Genomic DNA, 22797 nt, shown 5'->3' with positions numbered 1-22797 from the left:
GCTTATTTTACAATAGATCCGTTGAGCTTTATCAAGTTTTTAAGTGCATCGCCAATGGTATTATTGAAATAAACATACACCGTTTTCCCCTCTTTCAACCAGGCATTGATCCTGTCTGCATATTCCTGTAACACTTCGTCTGTATATCCGCCCTTATAATCACCCGCAGGCCCATGAAATCTCATGTATGCAAAGTCAAGCCGGGAGCTTACCTGCGGAGGAATAGATTTGGGCATATCGTGAATAACCATTGCCGCATAATACCTTTCTAACAGTTTATATGTCTCCGTTCGGTACCATGATACATGCCTGAACTCAATACTTAATTGCCATGTTTTCTTCGGATCGTATTCCCGAATGATAGTCAACAGGTGTTCTAACTGTGAGAAACTGTCAAAGTGTATACTGGCTGGGAACTGTACCAACAAGGCACCTTTCTTGTCACCTACCTGGTCTACTACATGCATGAACTTTTCTACAAGGGCTTCTTCAAAGACAAGCGCTTTATTATGGGTGATCCCTCTGAATAACTTAAATGTAAACTTAAACCCATCTGGCACTTCTGTGGTCCATCGGCGTGTGGTTGTCGCCATGGGAATTTTATAAAATGAGCTGTTTACTTCAAGACTGTTGAACATAGAGGCATAATATGAAAGCCTGCTTTTGTCCTTATAAGCCGGCGGGAAAGCCAGTTTATTGGCGACGGGCAGCACCAGTCCGCTTGTACCGGTGTAGAATTTACCTTCTGGGTTCATATCGATCTGGTCATATTTGGTCACCTGTAAGGGGTTCAAATATTACGCCAGGGGCATTGGGTGTTTGCCAGATGAGAACAGGCATCCCAAAAATTTACTCAAGAAAAAAAGGCCGCCTCACCCGAGACGGCCTTCATCATTTCACCTATTTAAAACTACATGCGAACTATTTTCGCACTTTCTTTACGCGTACCAGCTGCATTAACTGTCTTTATAATCCACGTACCCTGTGGTACATTGCTAATATCAACATTGATCAACTGCTGACCTTTACCACTACCCACATACTCCTTACGCAGCACAGGTTTTCCACCTTTAATTCCCCATATCTCTACATAGATCTTTTCAGCAGCCGCTGCATTCACCTGAATCTGTACTGTTGAACCAGTCACAGGGTTCGGATAAACCACCAGTGATTTAGCTACCGGTGCAGGGCTAACGGATTGCACATTAGCCACCGCCACTCTTGCACTGCTGGAGCAAGCACCCAATGGCTTCCACCAATAATCAGCAGTTCCTGGCGTAACATTATACAGCCCATTAGAGAGTGATTCATACAGATTGCCATTATACACAACCTTATCACCCATATTATACACCGCAGGATATGGCGCATAAGCAGGCACACCTGCACAGTTTCCTGTTCCTCCTCCTGATCCAACAGAGATGGCTACACCTGCACTGGTAGTAGTAGCGCCACCATTATCTGTAGCAATCGCAGTCAGTGTATAACTTCCTGCAGCTACATTAGTCCATGTATAAGAATAAGGCGCACTGCTCACTTCACCCAATTTAGTACTGCCACTATAGAATGCCACTTTTGCGATGCTACCATCTGCATCAGATGCTGAAGCAGTGATCGTAACTGAAGCAGGAGCTGTAAATGAAGCACCACCCGCAGGAGAAGTAATATTTACTACCGGAGAAGTGTTACCTGGATTGGTACCACCACCGCAATCTCTTTCATATTTCCATACCTGTCCATCGCCGGTATGTGTGTCAGGCTGTTCATTCTGTGTCCACCATTTCGCTGTATATATTTTGCTGTTGTAAACAACCTGCATGTTTGCTGTATACACCGCACTAGCTGACCATGCAGCGATGCCGTCACAGGAATTACCACCGGTGCCATTTACCACAATAGCCACTGTTGCAGAAGTAGTAACCGCTCCGGCGTTGTCAGTAGCTTTAGCACTCAGCGTATAATTGCCAGCGCCTACATTTGTCCATGTATAACTATAAGGGCTGGATGTAGCTTCTCCCAGCTTAACACCGCCATTATAAAATTCTACTTTAGTAACTGAACCATCAGGATCAGAAGCTGAAGCAGTAATAGTAACAGAAGCAGGTGCATTAAATGAAGCACCTCCTGCAGGAGAAGTGATATTCACTACTGGTGCTTTGTTACCTCCATTGCCACCACCTTTTACCACCACTTCATCGTGGATAGCAGAAAGCAGTGAATAAGTACCAACAGCATCCTGAGAAAGCTCCCACATCATAATACCACCACCCTGATCCCAGGCCAGGTCAGTTTTACTCTTGATGGTAGTGATACCGTTATAGCCAACACCGCTGTAAGTGTCTGCATACGGACTGGCACCTCTTGCTATCAATGCTGCATAACTCTCCCAGCTCGGACGACCATAAAAAGGAACACCCAGTACTGTTTTGTTAGCAGGTAAGCCCCTACCCTTCCAGTAAGAAATAGATTGAGAGGCATATGCATAGGTAGAGTGATCATAGTTGTTATAGTCATAAGCCATCAGGTTCAGGAAATCCACCTGAGAAAATACTGAGCTGGATACACCTTCACCACCAGTACCTACTACAGCGGCAGTCAAGAGTTTGCCCTGTGCATGCAAAGCACTGGCCAGCTGCGTCATTAATGCGAGATAGTTGTTGGCAGAAGCTCCCGGATCCGGATACTCCCAGTCAATATCAGCACCATCCAGGTTATACTGATTTACAAAATTCATCACGCTCGTGGTGAAATTGGTGCGATAGCTACTGTTTCCAGCCAATGATTCAAACCCACTGTCATCACCATTATTCCAGCCACCAATAGAGATCAGCACTTTAACACCATTGGCATGCGCCAATGAAACGAGGCTTTGCAGTTTGGATGGGTTATCAACACCCTGTAGTCCACCTGTAGCTGTAGGTAATACAAACGCATAGTTAATGTGAGTAAGTTTACTGTATTGCACAGCATTTACATCCCCAGACCAGGAAGGCATGTAACCGATCACTTTAAACTGTGCAAAGGACAATAAAGACATCATCAGAAGAGCACAGGACATCACGCCTGCTCTGATCCATTGTTGTGTTCTCATTGATTTGATTTTAAGAATTGAGGCTCAATAGGCTACGCAAGGGTAGCTTAAGCAATTTTCAAGGATAGCTAATGGTTATTAATAGGATATCTATAAGAAGTCGTACAGGCAAGGGGATAGTACTATTTATATATAAAATAACTACTATCCCGGATAATGATCTTGTTGCACCCCTCTCGCCAAACCGGAAAAGCCTCAACCAGACAAAAGCAACGCTTCAATGATAATCACGTCTTTAGAACAACTATTGACCAATTGATATAAAAATGACAGTTACCTCTCTCTTTCGCTACTTTGTAACCGCCGGCCTGATTAACGCTGCACTCTTTGCATTCCTGCTGTTTACCCGTAAAAGAAACAATGCGACCAGCATCCTGCTGATCTGCTTCATGCTGTTAGTTTCTTTCCAGGCCCTGTTAAATGCTTTTGATACCCGGGAGTTTTTCCTGACCTTCCCCCATCTGAGCCGTATATCCTGGTTGCAGCTTAGCCTGTTTGGCCCGCTCATTTACCTGTTTACAAAAAAGGTCACCGACGGAGGCCAGCGCCTGACGTGGAAGGATACCCTGCATATCCTCCCTTTCCTCTTTTATCTGCTTATCCTGTCGCCCTGGTTACTGCAAAGTGCAGCTGCGAAAAGGAAGCTACTGATGGACTTTGACGGATTAAGCCGTCTGGATTTCGGTTGGCTGAACCAGTTAAGCCTTTGTATGATCACAGGATACCTTTTGCTGTCGCTGTCCCTGTTAAGAAAATTCAGGAAGACGGTAGAAAATGCACTGTCAGACACCAGTAATTACCGGCTGGTATGGCTGCGGCAGTTCATATATGGCCTGCTGGGCATACTCATAGTATCCGGATTAGGATTCTACGGAAGGAAATGGCAGATACCAGTCATCACTCATTTTTATCACTATAATTATTGCCTGGTGGTGGGAATGGTGTATTGGCTGGCAGGTAAATATCTCCTACAGCCTGAAATATTCGGCACCGACAAAATAGCACCGGCAACCAGTAAAAAATATCAGAAGTCGGGCCTCCAGGCATCAGCAGAAAAGACGATATATGAAAAGCTACTTGATCACATGACATCAGAACGCCCCTTCCTGGATCCCGATCTGACCATTTTCACATTGGCAGAGCAACTAAAGGTATCCCGTCACCATCTTTCCCAGGTTATCAACGAACAGGCGGGAAAAAGTTTCCATGATTTCGTGAATACCTACCGGGTAGAAGCTGTCAAACTTCGTCTTGAAGAACCCGCCTCGGCAGATTACAGTATACTGGGCATCGCCATGGATTGTGGGTTCAATTCCAAGGCAACCTTCAATACCACCTTCAAAAAACTGACAGGTACGACCCCGTCGGCATACCAGAAAGCCAGTAAAAAGACGTTCAATCCTGTCGGCCCGGTCGACACAACCCTAAGCCCCATCTAGCTTTACAGAAAAACTGAACTGTATGAAAAAAATGGCCATTGGGTTGTTGCTATTGCTGACGGGCATGTTGGGAAGGGCACAACGGGTATTCACACCCCAGGAATTACGAACTGATTTTACCATTATCCGCCAGGCACTGGAAGAAGCGCATCCGGGATTATATCGCTTCCAGACAAAGGCGCAGGCAGACCAAGAATTTGCCACTATTGAGAAGCTACTCAAAAAAGGAATGACAGAGTATGAGTTTTACCGACTGGTGAATCCCTTGATCGCTGCTATCGGCGACGGACATGTAAAATTCCATCGTGCCGGAAGGCCGGACGACCTCCACGCCTTCTTTGAAAATGGCTATCTGCCTCTCCGCCTCTATTTTAAAGAGGGTAATGCCTTTGTGCTGGGAAGCTACGGCGGAGAAGAGAAACTATCTCCCGGCACCCGGATATTGAGTATCAATGGCGAGGACATGGCGCATATTGTCGCCCGGCTTTTCAGGAACATTTATGCTGACGGGACGATACAAAGTGCCAGGTATGCTGCTCTTAACAGCGATTTTGCAAGCTATTATGGCCTCTTTACCGGCCCTTCAGCACAGTTCTCTATAGCGTATAAAGAAGCGGCAGGAAAAAAAGGAAAGATTGTACTGAAAGCAATAAGTGCAAAAGATATACAGCTGGCAGCACCTCCTGAACCGCCATACAGTGTATCTTTCCCCACAAAAGATGTAGCCCTGCTACGCATCGCAGTATTCATGGAGAATGAGGGTATGCCACCGTTCAGGGATTTCCTGGACAGCATCTTCCGCCAGATCCGGGAAAAGCAGATCCATTCCCTGATCATAGACCTCCGTAATAATGAAGGTGGAACAGACCGACTGGGGATGCAGCTGAATGCCTTTATTGCCCGCGCACCATTCCGGTATTACGACAAACTCACTGTCACAGGCGTAGGCCCTTATTCCTTTGCTGCGTATGCTACTTTCCCTCCCGAGATGGAATATCTCAAACAGTTTGTGGAGAAAGTCGGGGATGAATATCACTTCACTTATTCGGAAGGACTAAAGATGATGAACCCCGAAGCAAATGCCTTTACGGGTAATGTATACATCCTGCAAAATGGTCGTAGTTTCTCGGTAACAGCAGAATTTACAGCCATTGTAAAAGACAATCGCAATGCAGTCTTTATTGGAGAGGAAAGCGGAGGCACGATGCAGGGTAATTCCAGCGGAGGCTTTGCCATGGTAACGCTGCCCAATACACATCTCGGACTGGATGTTCCATTACTAGGATATTATATGCACCTGCAAAATCCTTACGCGATAGATAAAGGCGTTCCGACAGATCATATTGTTATCCCTTCAGTCACCGATATATTACAACAGCGCGATCCTGTGCTGGAGCTGGCCCTTCATCTTGCCGGCGGTAAATAGGCCGTCTGTCATTGTTCGATTCCCCAAAAATCTACCCCAAATAAGTTTAACAGCCGGAATACTAGTAAGATTGGTGTTCCGGCTGATCCGTTTAACAGTGTGCCCCTATCCCTTCTTTATCAGATCTTCCACATCCTGCGCACCCGGCTTTGTCTTATTATCAGCATACTCTTTTGGCGTTACCTTAAACTGTTGTAAAAAACACTTCGAAAAATAAGAGGGCGAACTAAAACCCGTCATATAAGCCACTTCTGTTACCGTATGCCCACCTGCCTGCAGCAACCTTGCCGCGTGCTTTAGTCGCACCAGCTTTATCAACTCATTGGGTACATACCCTGACAATGACTTCAGCTTTTTATGCAGATTGGAACGGCTCATCGCCATGTCCCGGCTCAACTCTTCCACCGAAAGTTGCGGGTCAATGATCCGTTCCTCTATAATACTCACTACTTTTTCCATGAAAGCCTTATCCCTGCTGTTTGTAGCCAGTACACTGACATCACTGTTAGGCTGCTCGGAGAATTTCAGGCGCAGCTTCTCCCTGGAGGCGATCAGGTTCTTTACTACCGCCGCAATATGTTTCCATTTGAACGGCTTCATGATATAGGCATCAGCGACAGAAAGAGAGCCACAAATACAACTAATTGATTTACAAATCAATTCACCCAAAACAATAATTCCCCGGATATCGCATCTTACTTTCCATCCTTGTTATATCTTTGAGCGCCTTCCTGGCGATATAACTTAAAACCAGCAGAAAGAGCACTGACAAAAATTGCTCAATTGAGTGCCGGATCATATGACACATACAGTAAAAAAAATACTAATCATCAATGGCTCCCTCCGGGGAACAACTGGTAATTCAGGAGCAGTAGCGAAGCAGGCGGTACAGGTACTGGTGAATGAACTGCAGCAAGAAACGTCTCTACTGACGCTTACTGGTCCCCTGCCTGACATCCGGGAGGTGTATGACCTGCTGGCAGGTTGCGATGGTTTCCTGGTGATAACTGGTGTATATTGGAATAACTGGAGTTCTCCTCTCCAGCAGTTTATCGAAGTCACTACCGCTTTTGAAAATACCCCTGCCTTCTTCGGCAAGCCGGTCGCCTGTGCGGTGACCATGGATTCCGTAGGAGGCATTGAAGTAGCAGCGAGACTGCAGGCTGTATTTGGAGGTCTGGGCTGTTGGAGCCCACCTTGTTCTGTAATTGTACTGTCCCGCACAGGCCAGGAAGCTATAGCTGCCTCCGCCGGTCAGGAGGATGATCCCAACGAAGATGTATGGCGAATGTCAGATCTTTCTGTCGTGCTGCAAAACCTGGTTACGGCTGCCGGTATGCCCCGTCATAACTGGAAGGCCTGGCCTCATAGTGAACTAACTACTCCCGATGGTCCCTGGCCAGGTAAGGGGCCACTTGATATGGGCTCTCCAAAATTCCTGCTATAATCAGGCGGCAGCCTGGTTCAGGATTCAGTGACATGGTACTCCTTCACTGCAGTAACCACAGACTTTTCCGTGCAATTAAACGTTAATTGCACAATTCATCAAAATAGAAAAAAGTATAAACATTCGTCAGGAACTAACTACTATTTTCAAAAAATTTCTGCTGTAAACGATGTCGCTTACATTACTAAGAAATATTATCTATTTTGCAACCTGACGTCCCAACCTGAAATTAAAAACCAAAGAATGTTCAATACCCTTAAAGATCTCGTCGGACTGCGGATTGACGATGAAAAGATCATATCCTTTATTGAGAACAATGGATTCAAATACCCTAAGAAACCTTTTATTTCGAATCGCGGGACCGACACCTCCTATTGGGTCGAGAATAAAAAGCTGGGGGTTGATCTACTATTTGAGGCACGGATCTACCTTGATAATTTTTCCCTGATCCAGGGAGACAAAAAGGGAATTTTCGTACCTGCTCTGAGCATTGTGAGGTGGTACAATAATAAATCGAAAACCGAATTCCCCCTGGGCCTGGATTTCAACGCTGATTTTGAATCTCTCAAAATGAAACTGGGTGAGCCTACTTTAAAGAGCAGCGAGATCTCTCCTATATGGTTGAACGATGATGGAAGTGAAAGCTTTTACAGGTGGAAAAAACCTTTAGACGATAAAAAAGATATTGTCTGGGGACTCGAGTTTAATGACAGTCAAATCATCAAGTATTTTTCTCTCGAACTTGATACCGCAAAACCACTCTTCCATTTTTATTACGAATGGCTGTACGAGAGTTTTGAAACATTCCTGTCGTCAAAGAATTTTTATAGAACGGCTGATTTGATGTTCCTTCAGTGGGCTATCGAAAAAGATTTCGTAAAAACCAACGAGCAGCAATCAGCCATATCAAAAGATATTAAAGAAGGGAAACTGCCTGCTACGGAATGGGTACGCATTCTTAAAAGAGGTTATGTAACGGAAGAGGACTTTTCTGCTGAAGTACCGTTCATACATGCTTATATCATGAATCTAAGTGGACACGATATACTTTTTACCCGGGATGTTGCATATTCATTTTTAGAAAACGCTGAGCTAAAAGACAACTATTTCGGGAAGGCTGCAGAGGAGCAATTAAATAAGATTGTTTATAATGAAGGTAATTACGCAAAAGTAAAATCGATTATCGACAAACGGCTGGCTGAATATAAAGAGCACAAGTTCAGTAAGAGTAAACAAATGTAGCGAAGCCGATATAACTGCAAAACCCGGGGTAGTTCCCGGGTTTTGTTCTTTTGTAATAGAACGTTTCCTAGTCACTGTCCCACAGGACCATTCTTCCAGTACTTTACATTTTTCCACCGGGTTTCAGACCTGGACCCGGATATATTATATACACCACATTTGAAATAATGTGTGGCATCTCCACGATCTGCATAGGTACCTTTAAGTACTCCATTCAGGTAAACGTATATTTTTCCGTTGTCAGCATCATGCTGTACGTTGACATGGATCCATTTGTCATAAGCGTCCGTCATCAATGTTTCGTTGTCATAACGTTTGATAGTACCGTTACTGCCTGCATGAATTTTGAGCATAATAGCAGTTGCATTTGTTGCTCCGCCAAACACCTGCATGATATCCGTTCCTTCAGAACCGGAAACAATGTATACGTCTCCTTCAAACTGATGTTTTCCAGAAGTATAATTATTATTCATACGCAGTTCTGAACGTGGGCCGGTGGTACAGCCTTCAAACTGACAGGCATCCCCGGTATAGATCCAGAAGTGGTGTTCTCCTCCTGAATAGCTATAACGACTACTCTGAGAAAGGTTCCATGGGGTCTGTATGCTGTAGGTATAGGAAGTCTGCGTCCAACCTCCTGTGGGATCGGCAGCGGCAATGCTTATCTGCGCTGTCCTGCTGTCAGAAACAGTCGGTCTCTCCGCTCGTATTTCTATTGCCACCTTCCTGCATGCAATTAATAAGAATGTGGAGAGGATAAAAGTGCATAAGATTCCTTGGGTGCGGAAAGGGATTAATCCGCCCCCGGGCTTTAATAGGTTCATCTGGGCATGTTTTTAATGATTAACAATGATTACCCTAAATGCCGGAACAACTAACGTGGAGGGAACAATTAAACCATGCGATGCGACTATATATTCAGGCATCTGAGGTGTGTATAACGGTGTCAAAATTTAGGAACTTCAGCGCAGATGACTTCGCAGTTTGGCGATTTCTTTTGTCCTGATTATCCGGTACAGGATTTTTCTTTTGCCCTTATTCCTTCATAAACGCGGCTATGGCACCCGCCACTTTCCGGGTCTGTTCTTCCAGTGCAAAATGCCCCTGCCTGTTTCCCGCTTCGACCACATGCACGGAGGTGCCGTTTACTTTTACCAATTGATGGCTGAAGTCTACCCTTTTCATATCCATAACGATACATTTTGCTACCAGGAAACAGCATACAAGAAAGGGGCCAGAAGCATAACCTCAGTGATCTAAAGGGGGACTAAAAAGCAAATGTGGTAACTGTGGGATAAGAAGGTCCCAGCCACACGGGAATCGTAATAGTTTCTGAACCACCCAGCCGGGTCAACGTTCTCACAACACCGGGTTCAACACCTGTTGTATAAACAGCATAAGTATCCGGAATACCTACATTCGTTACGTAGAAGAAAGGATGCGGGGCCACAAATGGTACAGGATGGTAGTATATAGTAGAGTGTGTTGAATAATAATATGTCAGGGTATAAAAAGGATTACCGGTAAAACGTTTACTCACGAAAGCACTTAATACCATTCCCATCACTGCCAGCAACACAATAGTGGATAAAATGATCTTTGCCTTTTTCATAAAAGTGTCTTTTAATGTCAGGTAAATAGTAACCTCATGCAATATGACATTGCAAAATTATCGCTGTGATCAAAAATAATCCCGTACCGGCATGCCTACTTGGTACATCGGTAAATTATATAGGAGATAGGGAAAACCACCGGCAGCTATGCTGCCGGTGAAGGATGGTTTAGATAAAAGCAGGTACAATCAGCATAGCGATAGCCCGCTATAAGTCAGTACTTATTTCGAACTCAGATTGGGATTAAAGAAAATCAACTCAGTCCAGCGAACCTTCACTGCATCAGCATAATCTTTCAGCCATGCATCAAATGAGCCTGTACCATTTACCTCATCGAACCGTGCTGCCAATGGTTTGCGGTAATCGGCAGACAATTCCTTGAGTCCATCTTTCAATCGTGTTACAATAATATAACCAGGCTCTCCGGAAGAGTTAAGCATATACACTGCGACAGATTCTTTACCAGCTTCCCATACTTTCTTCATTTTTTTGATGAGTTCCTGTACATTGGCAATCTTACCTGGATTTGCTGTTATATGGTTGATAGTAGCCTTTGCAGCATAGTCCGTAAGTTGAACAGTGCTCAAATCGGGCTGGTAAACATAATAACCACCTTCACCACGCCCTTCAATAAGCGGCATTACATTATTGTTCCAATCTGCCGTATGCGCAGTGCTGATATCGCCACGGCCATCCAGGGCATCCCAGGTATTGGGGCCTTCAACAAGCAGATAGCCGCCGAAGTTGGGACCCGATTCTATAGTCCATACCCGCCAGCTCAGATCTCCGGTATGATACTTCTGCACATGGCTGGCAAGTGCTTTCTCAAACAGAGCCGCCTTGTCATTTTTTGCAAATACCAGGTTAGTTGTAAGTACTGTTTTCGTTTGTGCTGTTCCCAGTAAAGGAATGAGTAAGAGAACGAGGAAAACCTTTTTCATGGTGTATGAATTTTGGTGATAAAAGATGGGAATACTATCAGTAGTAGACAAAAGTTGAGTTACCCCGCTACAGTTCGGAGCATAATAGTTCACTGCCATGCTTTGCATCACTGCGCATCGCATTGCTGATACGTGGATTTGCTCAATAGTAACAAATTGGTTATTTAATTCAAGTGTTCGTTTGACAATGCCTGTGTACTATCCCTTGTTTCTCAAATAGAAGCCTACCGCTGTTTTGGAGTTGTTTATTAAGGAGAATCTTATATGCAAGATAAGTTATTTTTCGTTTAGCTTCGTTATTAAAGGTTAGCATCCGGATAGTATTGCGCCACTTCCTGCGAAATAATCGTTTTTAGTTCATCCTCTCCAAGACTCAGTTCCTTATCAGCATCAAGTTCACTGGTAATGAACTGCTGTAAGTCCAAATTTGTCAGCAGAGCATCTTCAACGAATTTTTGCGGATATTCCTCCTGCCAGTTAGCTGTCATTATACTTAAGATAACTCCCTTGATTCTATGAATAAGCGCGTTTTTTCTAATGATAAGTGGCGGTCGAACCTTCCTCCGTTTATTCAACTCTTCTTCCTTTTCTATAGTCCCTTCCAATTCTTCATTATCGCTCTTTGGTTTTTCATCTCTTTCTCCTACCGTCCTTTTTAACTTTGACTTTCCAAGGTCTGATGTAACGGACCTTGTTATCTGAAAGGTTGTCTGTCTCGTTTTCAATTCCTCCAGCCGTTGCTCAACATCGTTTCCAAATAAATCAAATTCCTCCGGATGTTGTTTACGGTCTTCTCTCCTGTTCAATATGTCCTGCGTAACTTGCTCTTCATATCTATTATAATTATATGTGGGTGAACTTGGCGCAGTTGGATACTGCTGAAAACTTTGTCCAAATCGCTCATAAGTATTTTTATGCGTTTGATAAAGTGAGTTTGTAAAAGGGAGTTCTTCCTCCTTCCTTCCACTACCAAACTCAAAAAGGCCTTTCGCCAGATTACCTCCTTCAGGTAATAAAAATGGAGAAGTAAACCGGCCACCTTCGTTGGAAGGTCTAATAATGCTAAACACCGATGAAAGGATATTGTTGCTCTCCCGCTTTATTTCACGGTTTGGCGTGGATGGGCTGGTAATTTCCCCACCTACACCAAAATGTACCAGTATATGATTGATCACACCATCGATCGCAGCCTCTTTGTCATCTTTTACTTCAGCTATTAAAAGCTGCTCCGGATGAGAAGCCAGATATACCGCCAACATCTGCTCAAACCTGCTCAATGTAACATTCCAATAATAATTGCTCTTGTTATCCGAATTACCTCTTAACGCTAATTCACCTGTTTCAGCTTCAGTTTCCAGGTCATTCAAAGGTTTTTTACTTCCGGAATACGCAGGTGGATAGAGCCCTCCGGAATCAATATCATCTTTATAAGCAGGTGCGACGGAAACTATTCCCTCCAGCCCTGGCTCCTCATCGTTGACTTCATCATCTTCTACTACCTCCTCTACCTCAACCACTTTCTTTGCTTTTGTTTTTTTCTTACCACCGCCTTCTTCCTCCATCTTTTTCTTTAGTGCTGCCTTGATTTTCTTGTTCTCAGCACGTATTTTCTTCCTTTCTTTGATGACCTTATCCATTCCCTCTGCCGGTCTGAATGCCTGCTTAGCAGTCGCCATCCCATTCTTTATATTCTCAAGCATAATAAGTCCGAACGGAAATGTACCTACACTCCTTACTGACTCCGGTACTGTCATCAATGTAACCAGATAACCAAAGTTCCTGCGCTGGCCCTTTTCTTCAATTAAATCCGGAATTTGTCCGTCCTGGTAGAACTGTAAAATGCGCGCCGCAATTGTTGCATCATTCCATTCTGTGGCATTAGATATCTCTTCAAATTTAATGGCAGCCAGCTCATAAGACACTCCCTTATCCGAACCTGCTTTTTCTTCTTTTTCACCTATTTCCGGATGTTTGTAGACCATCACATCTGTATTGCCTACATTCATATTGGTTTTGCCATATTGGTTATAGATAGCAGATGAAAATCCACTTCCATCATCGGACTTGATATTTACTGCTCCCAAATCACGGTTCTTCTTAAAGTCCATTACCAGGTTCCAGAAATTATTTAATGGCGTAGCGCCAAGTACAAGCTCAGCTCCCAATGCATTCTCTTCACTCCAGTTGATCCTCGATTCATTCGATTCAGCTTCTATCCGGGGAGTAGTAGGATAGTCCTGCTTAGAAAACGTCAGGAATTTTTTATACAACGCATTCACCATCTCCATTTCCGGCACATCATAATTATTGACACCATCAGGATTAGTATCCGTTCCTGTTTTGATCTCCACCCGCTGCACCACATCATAACCGGTCTGGGGCACATTACGCGCCCTCCGCATCTGAAACGGATGAACTGCAGGATGACTTCTCAAAGGAAAGGAGGTAACAGCGGCAACAGACTTATCCATATTAGTCGCCATAGGTACTTTACTGTCAAATGCCATAAAACAATGTTGTGAGGGATTGGAAATAATACTCGCAAGATAATCATTCTCACTGAAGATATATTAAACTTAATATCCCTATAACTCTTTCCCACAAAGGGCTCCCACTCCCCATCCTGATACCGTTCATCCTTCTGACAAATTTAAAATCCACATTTAAAGTTGTTTTTATTCAAAAAAAGCCTAACTTAATAGTAAAGTCACTTCCTTAAATTCTTTGTTATGGATACTGTTAGAAATATCCTGCAAGTAAAAGGAAACATGGTCTACACGATCTGCACAACCTGCTCCGTGTACGAGGCACTGGAAGTACTCGAAGAAAAAAATTTAGGCGCACTAGTAGTAGTGGACGAAAGTGGACAACTGATAGGCATATTCACAGAACGGGATTACGCACGCAAAGTCATCCTGAAAGGACGCTCCTCCAAAGAAACACTAGTCAGGGACATTATGACCGATAGCCCGGTATTTGTTACACCTGATACAGAAGTTGAATACTGCATGCAATTGATGACGAATAAGTTCATCCGCCATCTCCCCGTTATCGAAAACAATCAACTGACCGGCCTTATCTCCATCGGTGACATTCTCAAATATGTCATCAGCAACAAAGACTTCATTATTCAGAATCTTGAACATTACATCATTAGCTAAGTACCAGGTACGTTAGACTGTCCTTACCACTTCTACGCTTTCGTTAGTCAGGTATATGGTATGTCAAATCGGATCAAGGACCATCTTTCTTTTCTATTAAAAGAAGAGCATACCCCTGTATTCCTCTTCCGGAAAAATTTTACGTTATGGGAAACGAAACACATGGTGTTCCCTTATGGCCTCTATTGCTCTATGCTGGCCTGGTAGTGATACTACTTGTTGCTATCCTTACATTGTCCTATATATTAGGACAACGTCATAACGACCGCGCCACCAACAAGCCCTATGAAGGTGGTATAGAGCAAACCGGCTCTGCCCGCATTCGTTTCTCCGTACAATTCTATCTGGTCGCCATGTTGTTCGTCATCTTCGACGTGGAGGCCGTATTCATCATGCTCTGGGCCCTTGGCTTCTATGACCTCGGATGGCCCGGTTATGTCGGCGTCGCACTCTTTATTGCGCAGCTAGTAGTCGTACTGATATACGAGTGGGGCATTGGTGCCCTGAACATCGGAGCAGATGCCGGCAAAATATTAAAAGCCCACAAACAAAAACAGAAACAAAATGAAATGGTGGCTAAGTAAAACAGGCGATCAGTCGGGCCATATCTCGGGAAACGGCAGCATGGAAGAAGCTGTCAGCAGAAGTATTATGCTGACTACCGTGCAGGACCTCCTCGCATGGGGACGCAAAAATTCCATGTGGCCATTCCACTTCGGTTTAAGTTGCTGTTTCGTTGAAATGGCTACCAGTATCACCAGTAAATATGACGTTGCAAGATTTGGTGCTGAGGTGATCCGTGGTACGCCACGCGAAGCAGACGTGATGGTCATCGCAGGCACCGTCTTTATTAAAATGGTCCCTATTATCAAACGGCTCCACGAACAAATGATGGAACCCCGCTGGGTAATTTCCATGGGAAGCTGTGCCAACAGCGGAGGTATGTATGATATATACAGCGTCGTACAGGGCGTAGATAAATTCCTGCCCGTAGACGTATACGTACCTGGTTGCCCACCCAGACCCGACGCTTTTATGCAGGGACTGACCCTACTAGCCGATGCAGTAGGTAAGGAAGCCCGTCCGCTCAGCTGGACCATCGGCGAGCAGGGAGTAATAAAACCACACATGCTTTCGATGAAAGAAAGCAGGCGTGACATACGTACTAACATGACCTCCTTCAGAGGAATCGACGAAATATAAAACCGGATAAATATGCTGGAGACGGAACATAAAATATATGGACAACTGACACAACGATTCGGCCCGGATATATTTCAGGAACAGATTACAGCCGACGGAATATTGACGCTATGGACCAGTAAGAGAGATATTCTGGCCGTTATCGGATACCTGAAATCAAATCACTTTCTGCTCCTGTACGATCTATGTGCAATAGACGAACGGGACAGGGCCGGCAAAGAGCAACTGCCTGTTGCTGATTTCACCGTTGTTTACCACCTGTTCTCGTTCAAATACAATGAGTTCATCCGCATCAAGGTAGCACTGGCTGGCGAATACCCTACCATCCCTTCCATCACTACCCTCTTTCAAAATGCCAACTGGTATGAACGGGAAGTATACGACATGTTTGGTATCCGCTTTGAAGGCCATCCTCATCTGACACGCCTCCTGATGCCGCTTACCTGGGAAGGTCATCCCCTCCGCAAAGAATATCCTGCCAGAGCAACAGAAATGGGGCCATTCCATCTCTGGGATGAAAAACAGGACCGGGAACAGGAAGCCCTGCGATTCAAACCCGAAGAATGGGGCCTGCAGGAGCACAGTGAGGACTCCGATTTTATGTTCCTGAACATCGGTCCGCAGCACCCCGGTACCCACGGTGTACTGCGCATCATCCTACAACTCGATGGAGAAGAGATCGTAAACGCTATCCCCGAAATCGGCTTCCATCATCGCGGAGCAGAAAAAATGGGCGAACGCCAGAGCTGGCACACCTACATCCCTTATACAGACCGTGTAGATTACCTCGGTGGTGTGATGAATAACCTCGCCTATCTGCTCGCAGTAGAAGAAATGGCAGGTATCAAAGTGCCCGAAAGAGTGAAAGTGATCAGGGTGATGCTCTGCGAACTATTCCGCATCAATAGCCACCTGGTATGGTTCGGAACGTTTGCGCAGGACCTCGGACAACTCTCTCCCGTTTTCTACATGTTCACCCAAAGGGAAAAGATCTTCGACATTATCGAAGCTATCTGCGGCGATCGCATGCATCCTAACTGGTTCCGCATCGGCGGTGTAGCGCAGGACCTGCCCATAGGATGGGATAAACTTGTACGTGAGTTTATCGTCAACTTCCCGAAAGAACTGAAACAATATAACGACATGGTGCTACGGAATAGCCTCATAAAAGCCCGTACTAAAGGCATCGGTGTCTATACATTGGAAGAGGCTATCGAATGGGGGGTGACAGGGCCTGGATTGAGGGCCTGCGGGTTCGAATGGGACTTCCGCAAAAAAAGGCCCTACTCAGGTTACGAAATGTTTGATTTCGATATTCCCATAGCCCAGAATGGCGACTGTTATGACCGTTCCATCGTTAGGGTGGAAGAAATGAGACAAAGCCTCCGCATCGTCGAACAATGCCTTAACAATATGCCCGAAGGAAACTATAAGGCAGATCACCCGCTCACCACTCCTCCCATTAAGAAACATACCATGCAGGATATAGAAACCCTCATCAATCACTTCCTGAACGTGAGCTGGGGCCCCGTGATACCTGCAGGAGAAGCAATGAGCTGTGTGGAAGCAACAAAAGGAGCCAACAGCTATTACCTGGTGAGTGATGGTAATACCTCCTCCTATCGTACACGTATACGCACTCCGTCATTTGCACATATGCAGATGGTGCCCTACATCAGCAGAGGTTATACAGTGGCAGACCTGCTTTCCATCCTGGGAAGCGTGGATTATGTACTGGCAGATATAGATAGATAGTGAAATAAACATTTTATGCTTACAGCAACAGAAAAACAGGAAATAGACCACGAAATAAGCCTGGTGCCCTACAAAAAGGCATCCGTGATCGAGGCATTGAAAATTGTACAGCAGCACCGCGGATGGGTTAGCGACGAAAGTGTTGAGGCGATTGCAGACTATCTGGAAATAAGTCCTGCGGAAGTAGACAGTGTCGCTACTTTCTATAATCTCATCTTCCGCAGGCCAGTAGGCAGACACGTAATCCTGCTCTGCGACAGTATCTCCTGTTATGTAATGGGATACCGCGCCCTGCATAAAGCCCTCGAAGAAAAGCTGCATATCCGCATGGGAGAAACAAGCACTGACGAACGCTTTACGTTGTTGCCCAACGTTTGCCTCGGCTGCTGCGACCATGCGCCTGCACTGATGATCGATAAAGACCTGTACAGTGATGTGGAGCCTGCAATGCTGGATGATATCTTAAATAAATATGCTTAATACAATGGAACGCCCGCTTACCAGGAACATTCATCCGGATCGCCCACCGCTTAACCTGAAAGAATATGAAATGACGGGCGGATACGCTGCCGTGCGCAAGGTATGTGGTGGTGGAATGTCCCCAGCTGCACTACAGAAGCTGGTACAGGACAGTAACCTGAAAGGACGTGGTGGCGCCGGCTTTAACACCGGTATTAAATGGAGCCTTATCCCTATGGATGATAAGGCGACTCATCCCAAATACCTTATTGCCAATGCAGACGAAATGGAGCCCGGTACTTTTAAAGACAGACTCCTGCTGGAAGGCAATCCTCATCAGCTGATAGAAGGTATGATCCTGGCGGCTTACGCCATCCAGGCAGAAGTATCTTACGTGTTCCTGCGCTGGGCATATCACAAGGCTGCAGACCTCATCCGTAAAAGCATCCAGGAGGCATATGATGCCGGTTACCTTGGCAAAGATATTCTGGGTAGTGGTTTCCACCTCGACATGCACCTGCACACTGGTGTAGGCCGCTATATGTGCGGAGAAGAAACTGCCCTGCTGAATGCACTGGAAGGGAAACGCGCCACACCAAGGGCTAAACCGCCGTTCCCACAGATCAGCGGCTTGTTTGGAAAGCCCACTATTGTCAATAACGTAGAAACATTATGCTGTGTTCCCCATATCGTCAACAACGGCGCTGATTGGTTCAAGGGCCTCAGCTACAGCGAAGACGGCGGCACCAAACTATATGGCGTAAGTGGAAAAGTAAAAAGACCCGGTACCTGGGAACTACCCATGGGTGTTACTATGCGCGAGCTGATAGAAGAGCATGCCGGCGGCATGAAAAATGGATTTGAGCTGAAAGGTGTATTACCCGGTGGCGCCTCTACCGACTTTCTCACTACACAGCATCTTGATATCAAAATGGATTATAAATCTGTTACAGCAGCAGGCAGCCGTCTAGGTACAGGTACCATGATCGTCATGGATAGTGGCACCTGCCCTGTCGGGTTTGTACACAACCTGCAGCATTTCTTCGCACAGGAAAGCTGCGGCTGGTGCACTCCCTGCCGGGAAGGCCTGCCCTGGGTAGAAAAGATCCTGCTCTCTTTTGAAAAAGGAGAAGGTACACCGGAAGATCTCGAACTGCTGCATATGCATACGCAATTCCTTGGCCCCGGCAATACCTTCTGCGCACTGGCACCCGGTGCCATGGAACCATTGCAGAGTGCATTGAAATATTTCCGTGATGACTTCGAAAAACATATTGAACATAAAAAATGTCCGTATGACTGACGAAGAATAGTATAAATACATCTTCACATGCCTACAATTTATATTGATAACAAACCCTTCGATGTAAAAGCAGGTAAGAACCTGCTGGAAGCCTGTCTGAGCCTCGGAATTGATCTGCCCTACTTCTGCTGGCATCCTGCCATGGGAAGCGTCGGCGCATGCCGTCAGTGCGCCATAAAGGTCTATAAAGATGAAGAAGACACCCGTGGTCGTCTGGTCATGAGTTGCATGGAAGGTGTAAAAGACGGGATGCGCATTTCTGTCAATGATGAAACAGCCAAAGCTTTCCGCTCCCAGGTAGTAGCATGGCTCATGACCAATCATCCGCATGATTGCCCCGTATGCGATGAAGGTGGCTGCTGCCACCTTCAGGATATGACTGTTATGTCAGGACATAACTATCGCAATTATCATTTCAAAAAACGCACCTATCCCAATCAATACCTGGGTCCCCTCATCAATCATGAAATGAACCGCTGCATTCAGTGTTACCGCTGTGTGCGTTTTTACCATGATTATGCAGGAGGGAAAGACCTCAACGTTTTTGCCGCACATAATCATGTTTATTTCGGCAGGGAAAAAGATGGTGTACTGGAAAGCCCCTTCAGTGGCAACCTGGTGGAAGTATGTCCTACAGGTGTATTTACAGATAAGACCTTAAAAGAACATTATACCCGCAAATGGGACCTCACCAATGCACCTTCCGTTTGCCAGCATTGCAGTCTTGGTTGTAATACCATTGCCGGCGAACGTTATGGGCAATTGCGCAATGTTGTAAACCGCTACAACCATGAAGTGAATGGCTATTTCCTGTGCGACAAAGGACGCTTCGGATATGAATTTGTAAACAGCGAAAACCGCATCACACAACCGCTCATCCGCAATCAGCCTATAGAAGCTGCAGGACATACTACTGTACTGCAACACATACGTACATTGCTGACCGGACACGCCCTGATCGGCATCGGCTCTCCAAGAGCGTCCCTTGAAAGCAACTATGCGCTCATGGAACTGGTAGGTAAAGAGAATTTCTACCAGGGTGTACCGGATGATCTGGTATATGTTGAACAGAAAATAGTAGACATCCTGCAATCGGGTTGTATCCATACTCCTTCTCTGAAAGAGATTGAACAGGCAGATGCCGTGCTGGTACTAGGCGAAGATATCTGGAATACAGCCCCTGTTATGGCGCTGGCCGTGCGCCAGTCAGTCATGAAGACAGCTGCCACCCATACCACCGAGCAACTGCCTATTCCTACCTGGCATGACGCAGCCATCAAAGAACTGGTACAGGAAGATAAAGGCTTCCTGGCAAACGTGACCATGCTACCCTCACCACTTGACGAGATAGCCTCCGCTACCATGAAGTCAGCGCCGGATGATATGGCAAGACTGGGTTTCGCCATTGCACATATACTCAATCCTTCACTGCCCGAAGTACGCAATGCAGGAGAAGAGCTCCTCGCCAGCGCTGCTACCATCAGTAAGGCTCTGCAAGCCGCTAAGCACCCCGTGATCATTGCCGGCACTTCCTGCTGGAACAATGCGCTGATCAGGGCTGCATTTGATATTGCTGCAGCACTGGACATGCATGAAAAGAAGGCAGGGCTGGCATTTGTGATGCAGGACTGTAACAGTATGGGCCTTGCCATGACGCGTGCGTCCTCTTTCGACAGAGCGGTCGCTCACATACAACGCGCTACCAACAGCGTTACTGCTATCATCCTGGAAAACGATCTTTACCGTTGTATTCCCGCGGCTAAGGCAGATGCCTTCTTCAGCAAGTGTAAACATATTGTTGTTCTCGATACATTACACAATCGCACAACCGAGAAGGCGCATGTACTACTCCCGGCCGCTACATTTGCCGAGGCTGACGGCACCTTCGTGAACAATGAAGCCCGTGCACAACGTGCAAGCCAGGTATTCATGCCGGCCAACAGTGAGATCAGGGAAAGCTTCAAATGGCTCTCTGACCTGAAAGTACTAATCAATACCACCTCCAACGGTCACGAAAAATATATAGAAGATCTGTTAATAGCATTGGAAAACAGGTTCCCCCAATTTGCAGGTGTATCCAGGGTAGCGCCACCACACGACTTCCGCATTCATGGTGCCCGTATTCCACGCGAATCACACCGTTACAGCGGCCGTACAGCTATGCTGGCCAACCTGAATGTAAGCGAGCCTAAACCACTGCAGGACGACGATTCATCTCTGTCATATACTATGGAAGGATACAGGGGCTTGCCGCCGTCTCCCCTTATTCCTTTCTTCTGGGCGCCCGGCTGGAACTCTGGTCAGTCCGTCACCAAGTACCAGGAAGAAGCCGGCGGCGCACTGAAAGGAGGTGATCCTGGTATCCGCTTGTTTGAGCAGACCACCACACCACCGGTATTCTCAAAAGATATTCCCGATGCATTTACTGCCCGGGCAGGCAAATGGATGCTGCTACCGCAGTATCACCTCTTCGGTTCCGGCGAACTAAGTGTATACACAAAAGGGATCGCTTCACAATGTCCTGAACCTTATGTCTCATTATCCAGACGTGATGCGGAACAGGCACAGTTAAAGAATGGGGATACTGTTAGCGTAAAGACTGATGGAAAAACATACGCATTCCCGCTCACCATCAATGAATCATTACCTGATGGCATCATGCTGGTGCCTGCAGGGCTGACCGGTATGGAAGCGCTTAGCTGGGGCGCATGGGTAAACCTCTCAACTGTAATCGTATGACTGTAATGCAACACATATGGATCGTTCTAGGTGTACTCTTCGTATTCCTGAATATCGCTGCAGGGCTCATCTGGGTAGAACGCAGGCTGTTAGCCCTCTGGCAGGACAGACTAGGCCCTAACCGCGCCGGTCCGCTGGGACTTTTCATCGTACTGGCCGATACGCTGAAGCTCTTCTTTAAAGAAGACTGGATCCCTCCCTTTGCAGATAAGTGGGTATTCATCCTTGCTCCTGCTATTGTTGTAGCCAGCGTGTTGATGGGCATTGCCATCATACCTTTTGCGCCGGGCATCGTGGTTGCCGATCTGAATGTTGGCCTGATGTTCTTCCTGGCGATGTCGTCGTTGGGTGTATACAGCATCGTGTTGGGAGGATGGGCTTCCAACAACAAATATTCCCTGCTGGGTGCATTACGTGGAGCCTCGCAGATGATCGCCTATGAAGTATTCATGGGACTTTCCCTGATGGGAGTCGTGATGCTGAGTAAATCTTTCAACCTGACAAACATTGTAGCTGCGCAACAGCACCTGTGGTTTGTTGTTACACAGCCCGTCGGGTTCGTTGTCTTCTTTATCGCCGGACTTGCAGAAACACATCGTCTGCCCTTTGACATACCGGAAGCGGAAAGTGAACTGATAGCAGGGTTCCACTCGGAATACTCCGGGATGAAGTTCGGGATGTTCTTCATCGGGGAATACCTCGGCATTTCACTGATTTCTGCCATGACGGTCACACTGTTTTTTGGTGGATGGCTGGGGCCAGCTTTCCTGCCTCCGGTGGTATGGTTCTTCCTGAAGACATTTTTCTTTATCGGCGTCTTCATCCTGATGCGTGCCTCTTTGCCACGCCCCAGGTATGATCAGCTGATGGCATATGGATGGAAACTACTGCTACCACTGGTATTACTCAATTTACTGGTTACCGGTGCTATTGCACTCTGGCTGAAATCTTAAATGACGATAACATAAAACTTATAAT

Annotated in this window: 20 protein-coding genes; 12 read left to right on the top strand and 8 right to left on the bottom strand. The window is 46.0% G+C overall.

Annotation, left to right across the window (positions count from 1 at the left end; all coding sequences use genetic code 11):
- Positions 1-2: 2 nt before the first annotated feature.
- Positions 3-794, bottom strand: a complete 792-nt coding sequence (locus tag CLV42_RS15420) for a DUF72 domain-containing protein (RefSeq protein WP_245901664.1) — start codon at positions 792-794, stop codon at positions 3-5.
- Positions 795-910: 116 nt separating this feature from the next.
- On the bottom strand, positions 911-3091 hold the full coding sequence (locus CLV42_RS33935; RefSeq protein ID WP_170117527.1) for a glycosyl hydrolase family 18 protein: 2181 nt from the start codon (positions 3089-3091) through the stop codon (positions 911-913).
- Positions 3092-3357: 266 nt separating this feature from the next.
- Here CLV42_RS33935 and CLV42_RS15410 point away from each other — a divergent pair, with 266 nt between their 5' ends.
- Together CLV42_RS15410 and CLV42_RS15405 are read left to right on the top strand one after the other, a co-directional pair.
- Entirely contained in the window at positions 3358-4530 is a 1173-nt protein-coding gene (locus tag CLV42_RS15410) for a helix-turn-helix domain-containing protein (RefSeq protein WP_106602810.1), read from the top strand.
- Positions 4531-4552: 22 nt separating this feature from the next.
- A complete protein-coding gene (locus CLV42_RS15405; protein WP_106602809.1) occupies positions 4553-5956 on the top strand; it encodes a S41 family peptidase in 1404 nt (467 codons plus the stop codon).
- Between the two features lie 105 nt (positions 5957-6061).
- Here the strand turns inward: CLV42_RS15405 and CLV42_RS15400 are convergent, their stop codons facing one another.
- The gene (locus CLV42_RS15400; protein WP_106602808.1) at positions 6062-6556 is read right to left on the bottom strand and encodes a helix-turn-helix domain-containing protein; all 495 of its coding nucleotides are present in this window, start codon (positions 6554-6556) and stop codon (positions 6062-6064) included.
- A 199-nt stretch (positions 6557-6755) separates the two neighbouring features.
- On the opposite strand from CLV42_RS15400, the gene CLV42_RS15395 reads away from it, so the two are divergent.
- A complete protein-coding gene (locus CLV42_RS15395) occupies positions 6756-7403 on the top strand; it encodes an NAD(P)H-dependent oxidoreductase (protein WP_106602807.1) in 648 nt (215 codons plus the stop codon).
- 243 nt (positions 7404-7646) lie between these two features.
- Positions 7647-8645 (top strand): hypothetical protein, encoded by a 999-nt coding sequence (locus tag CLV42_RS15390; RefSeq protein WP_106602806.1) that lies wholly within the window; start codon positions 7647-7649, stop codon positions 8643-8645.
- A 71-nt stretch (positions 8646-8716) separates the two neighbouring features.
- On the opposite strand, the gene CLV42_RS15385 is transcribed toward CLV42_RS15390, so the two are convergent.
- From CLV42_RS15385 to CLV42_RS15370, 5 genes are all read right to left on the bottom strand, one after another.
- Positions 8717-9469, bottom strand: a complete 753-nt coding sequence (locus CLV42_RS15385; protein ID WP_106602805.1) for a polysaccharide lyase family 7 protein — start codon at positions 9467-9469, stop codon at positions 8717-8719.
- A gap of 211 nt (positions 9470-9680) precedes the next feature.
- Positions 9681-9836: a hypothetical protein gene (locus tag CLV42_RS33930; RefSeq protein WP_170117526.1), complete on the bottom strand. Its 156-nt coding sequence runs from the start codon at positions 9834-9836 to the stop codon at positions 9681-9683.
- 76 nt (positions 9837-9912) lie between these two features.
- A complete protein-coding gene (locus CLV42_RS15380; protein WP_106602804.1) occupies positions 9913-10257 on the bottom strand; it encodes a hypothetical protein in 345 nt (114 codons plus the stop codon).
- Positions 10258-10479: 222 nt separating this feature from the next.
- Complete coding sequence (locus CLV42_RS15375) at positions 10480-11199, bottom strand: hypothetical protein (RefSeq protein WP_106602803.1); 720 nt, start codon at positions 11197-11199, stop codon at positions 10480-10482.
- A 299-nt stretch (positions 11200-11498) separates the two neighbouring features.
- Positions 11499-13706 (bottom strand): hypothetical protein, encoded by a 2208-nt coding sequence (locus CLV42_RS15370; protein ID WP_106602802.1) that lies wholly within the window; start codon positions 13704-13706, stop codon positions 11499-11501.
- Positions 13707-13928: 222 nt separating this feature from the next.
- Here CLV42_RS15370 and CLV42_RS15365 point away from each other — a divergent pair, with 222 nt between their 5' ends.
- The 8 genes from CLV42_RS15365 to nuoH all read left to right on the top strand — a co-directional run bounded on the left by CLV42_RS15365 (position 13929) and on the right by nuoH (position 22772).
- Positions 13929-14360: a CBS domain-containing protein gene (locus CLV42_RS15365; RefSeq protein ID WP_106602801.1), complete on the top strand. Its 432-nt coding sequence runs from the start codon at positions 13929-13931 to the stop codon at positions 14358-14360.
- Positions 14361-14506: 146 nt separating this feature from the next.
- Complete coding sequence (locus CLV42_RS15360; protein WP_106602800.1) at positions 14507-14944, top strand: NADH-quinone oxidoreductase subunit A; 438 nt, start codon at positions 14507-14509, stop codon at positions 14942-14944.
- Positions 14925-15563, top strand: coding sequence for an NADH-quinone oxidoreductase subunit NuoB (nuoB, locus tag CLV42_RS15355; protein WP_106602799.1), 639 nt, complete (start codon positions 14925-14927; stop codon positions 15561-15563). Before CLV42_RS15360 ends, nuoB begins: the two co-directional genes overlap by 20 nt.
- A 12-nt stretch (positions 15564-15575) precedes the next feature.
- A complete protein-coding gene (gene nuoC / locus CLV42_RS15350; RefSeq protein WP_106602798.1) occupies positions 15576-17318 on the top strand; it encodes an NADH-quinone oxidoreductase subunit C/D in 1743 nt (580 codons plus the stop codon).
- A gap of 15 nt (positions 17319-17333) precedes the next feature.
- Positions 17334-17798, top strand: coding sequence for an NADH-quinone oxidoreductase subunit NuoE (nuoE, locus tag CLV42_RS15345; RefSeq protein ID WP_106602797.1), 465 nt, complete (start codon positions 17334-17336; stop codon positions 17796-17798).
- Positions 17791-19080, top strand: a complete 1290-nt coding sequence (gene nuoF, locus CLV42_RS15340; RefSeq protein WP_245901663.1) for an NADH-quinone oxidoreductase subunit NuoF — start codon at positions 17791-17793, stop codon at positions 19078-19080. The genes nuoE and nuoF overlap by 8 nt, the downstream gene beginning before the upstream one ends.
- Before the next feature lie 27 nt (positions 19081-19107).
- Positions 19108-21819: an NADH-quinone oxidoreductase subunit NuoG gene (nuoG, locus tag CLV42_RS15335; protein ID WP_106602796.1), complete on the top strand. Its 2712-nt coding sequence runs from the start codon at positions 19108-19110 to the stop codon at positions 21817-21819.
- Positions 21820-21824: 5 nt separating this feature from the next.
- Complete coding sequence (gene nuoH, locus CLV42_RS15330) at positions 21825-22772, top strand: NADH-quinone oxidoreductase subunit NuoH (protein ID WP_245901662.1); 948 nt, start codon at positions 21825-21827, stop codon at positions 22770-22772.
- Positions 22773-22797 lie beyond the last annotated feature (25 nt).

The sequence above is a fragment of the Chitinophaga ginsengisoli genome (assembly GCF_003014595.1).
GTDB classification, from domain to species: Bacteria; Bacteroidota; Bacteroidia; order Chitinophagales; family Chitinophagaceae; genus Chitinophaga; species Chitinophaga ginsengisoli.
Note: the sequence above shows the minus strand (reverse complement) of the source record. Positions and strands in the feature narration are given on the sequence as shown.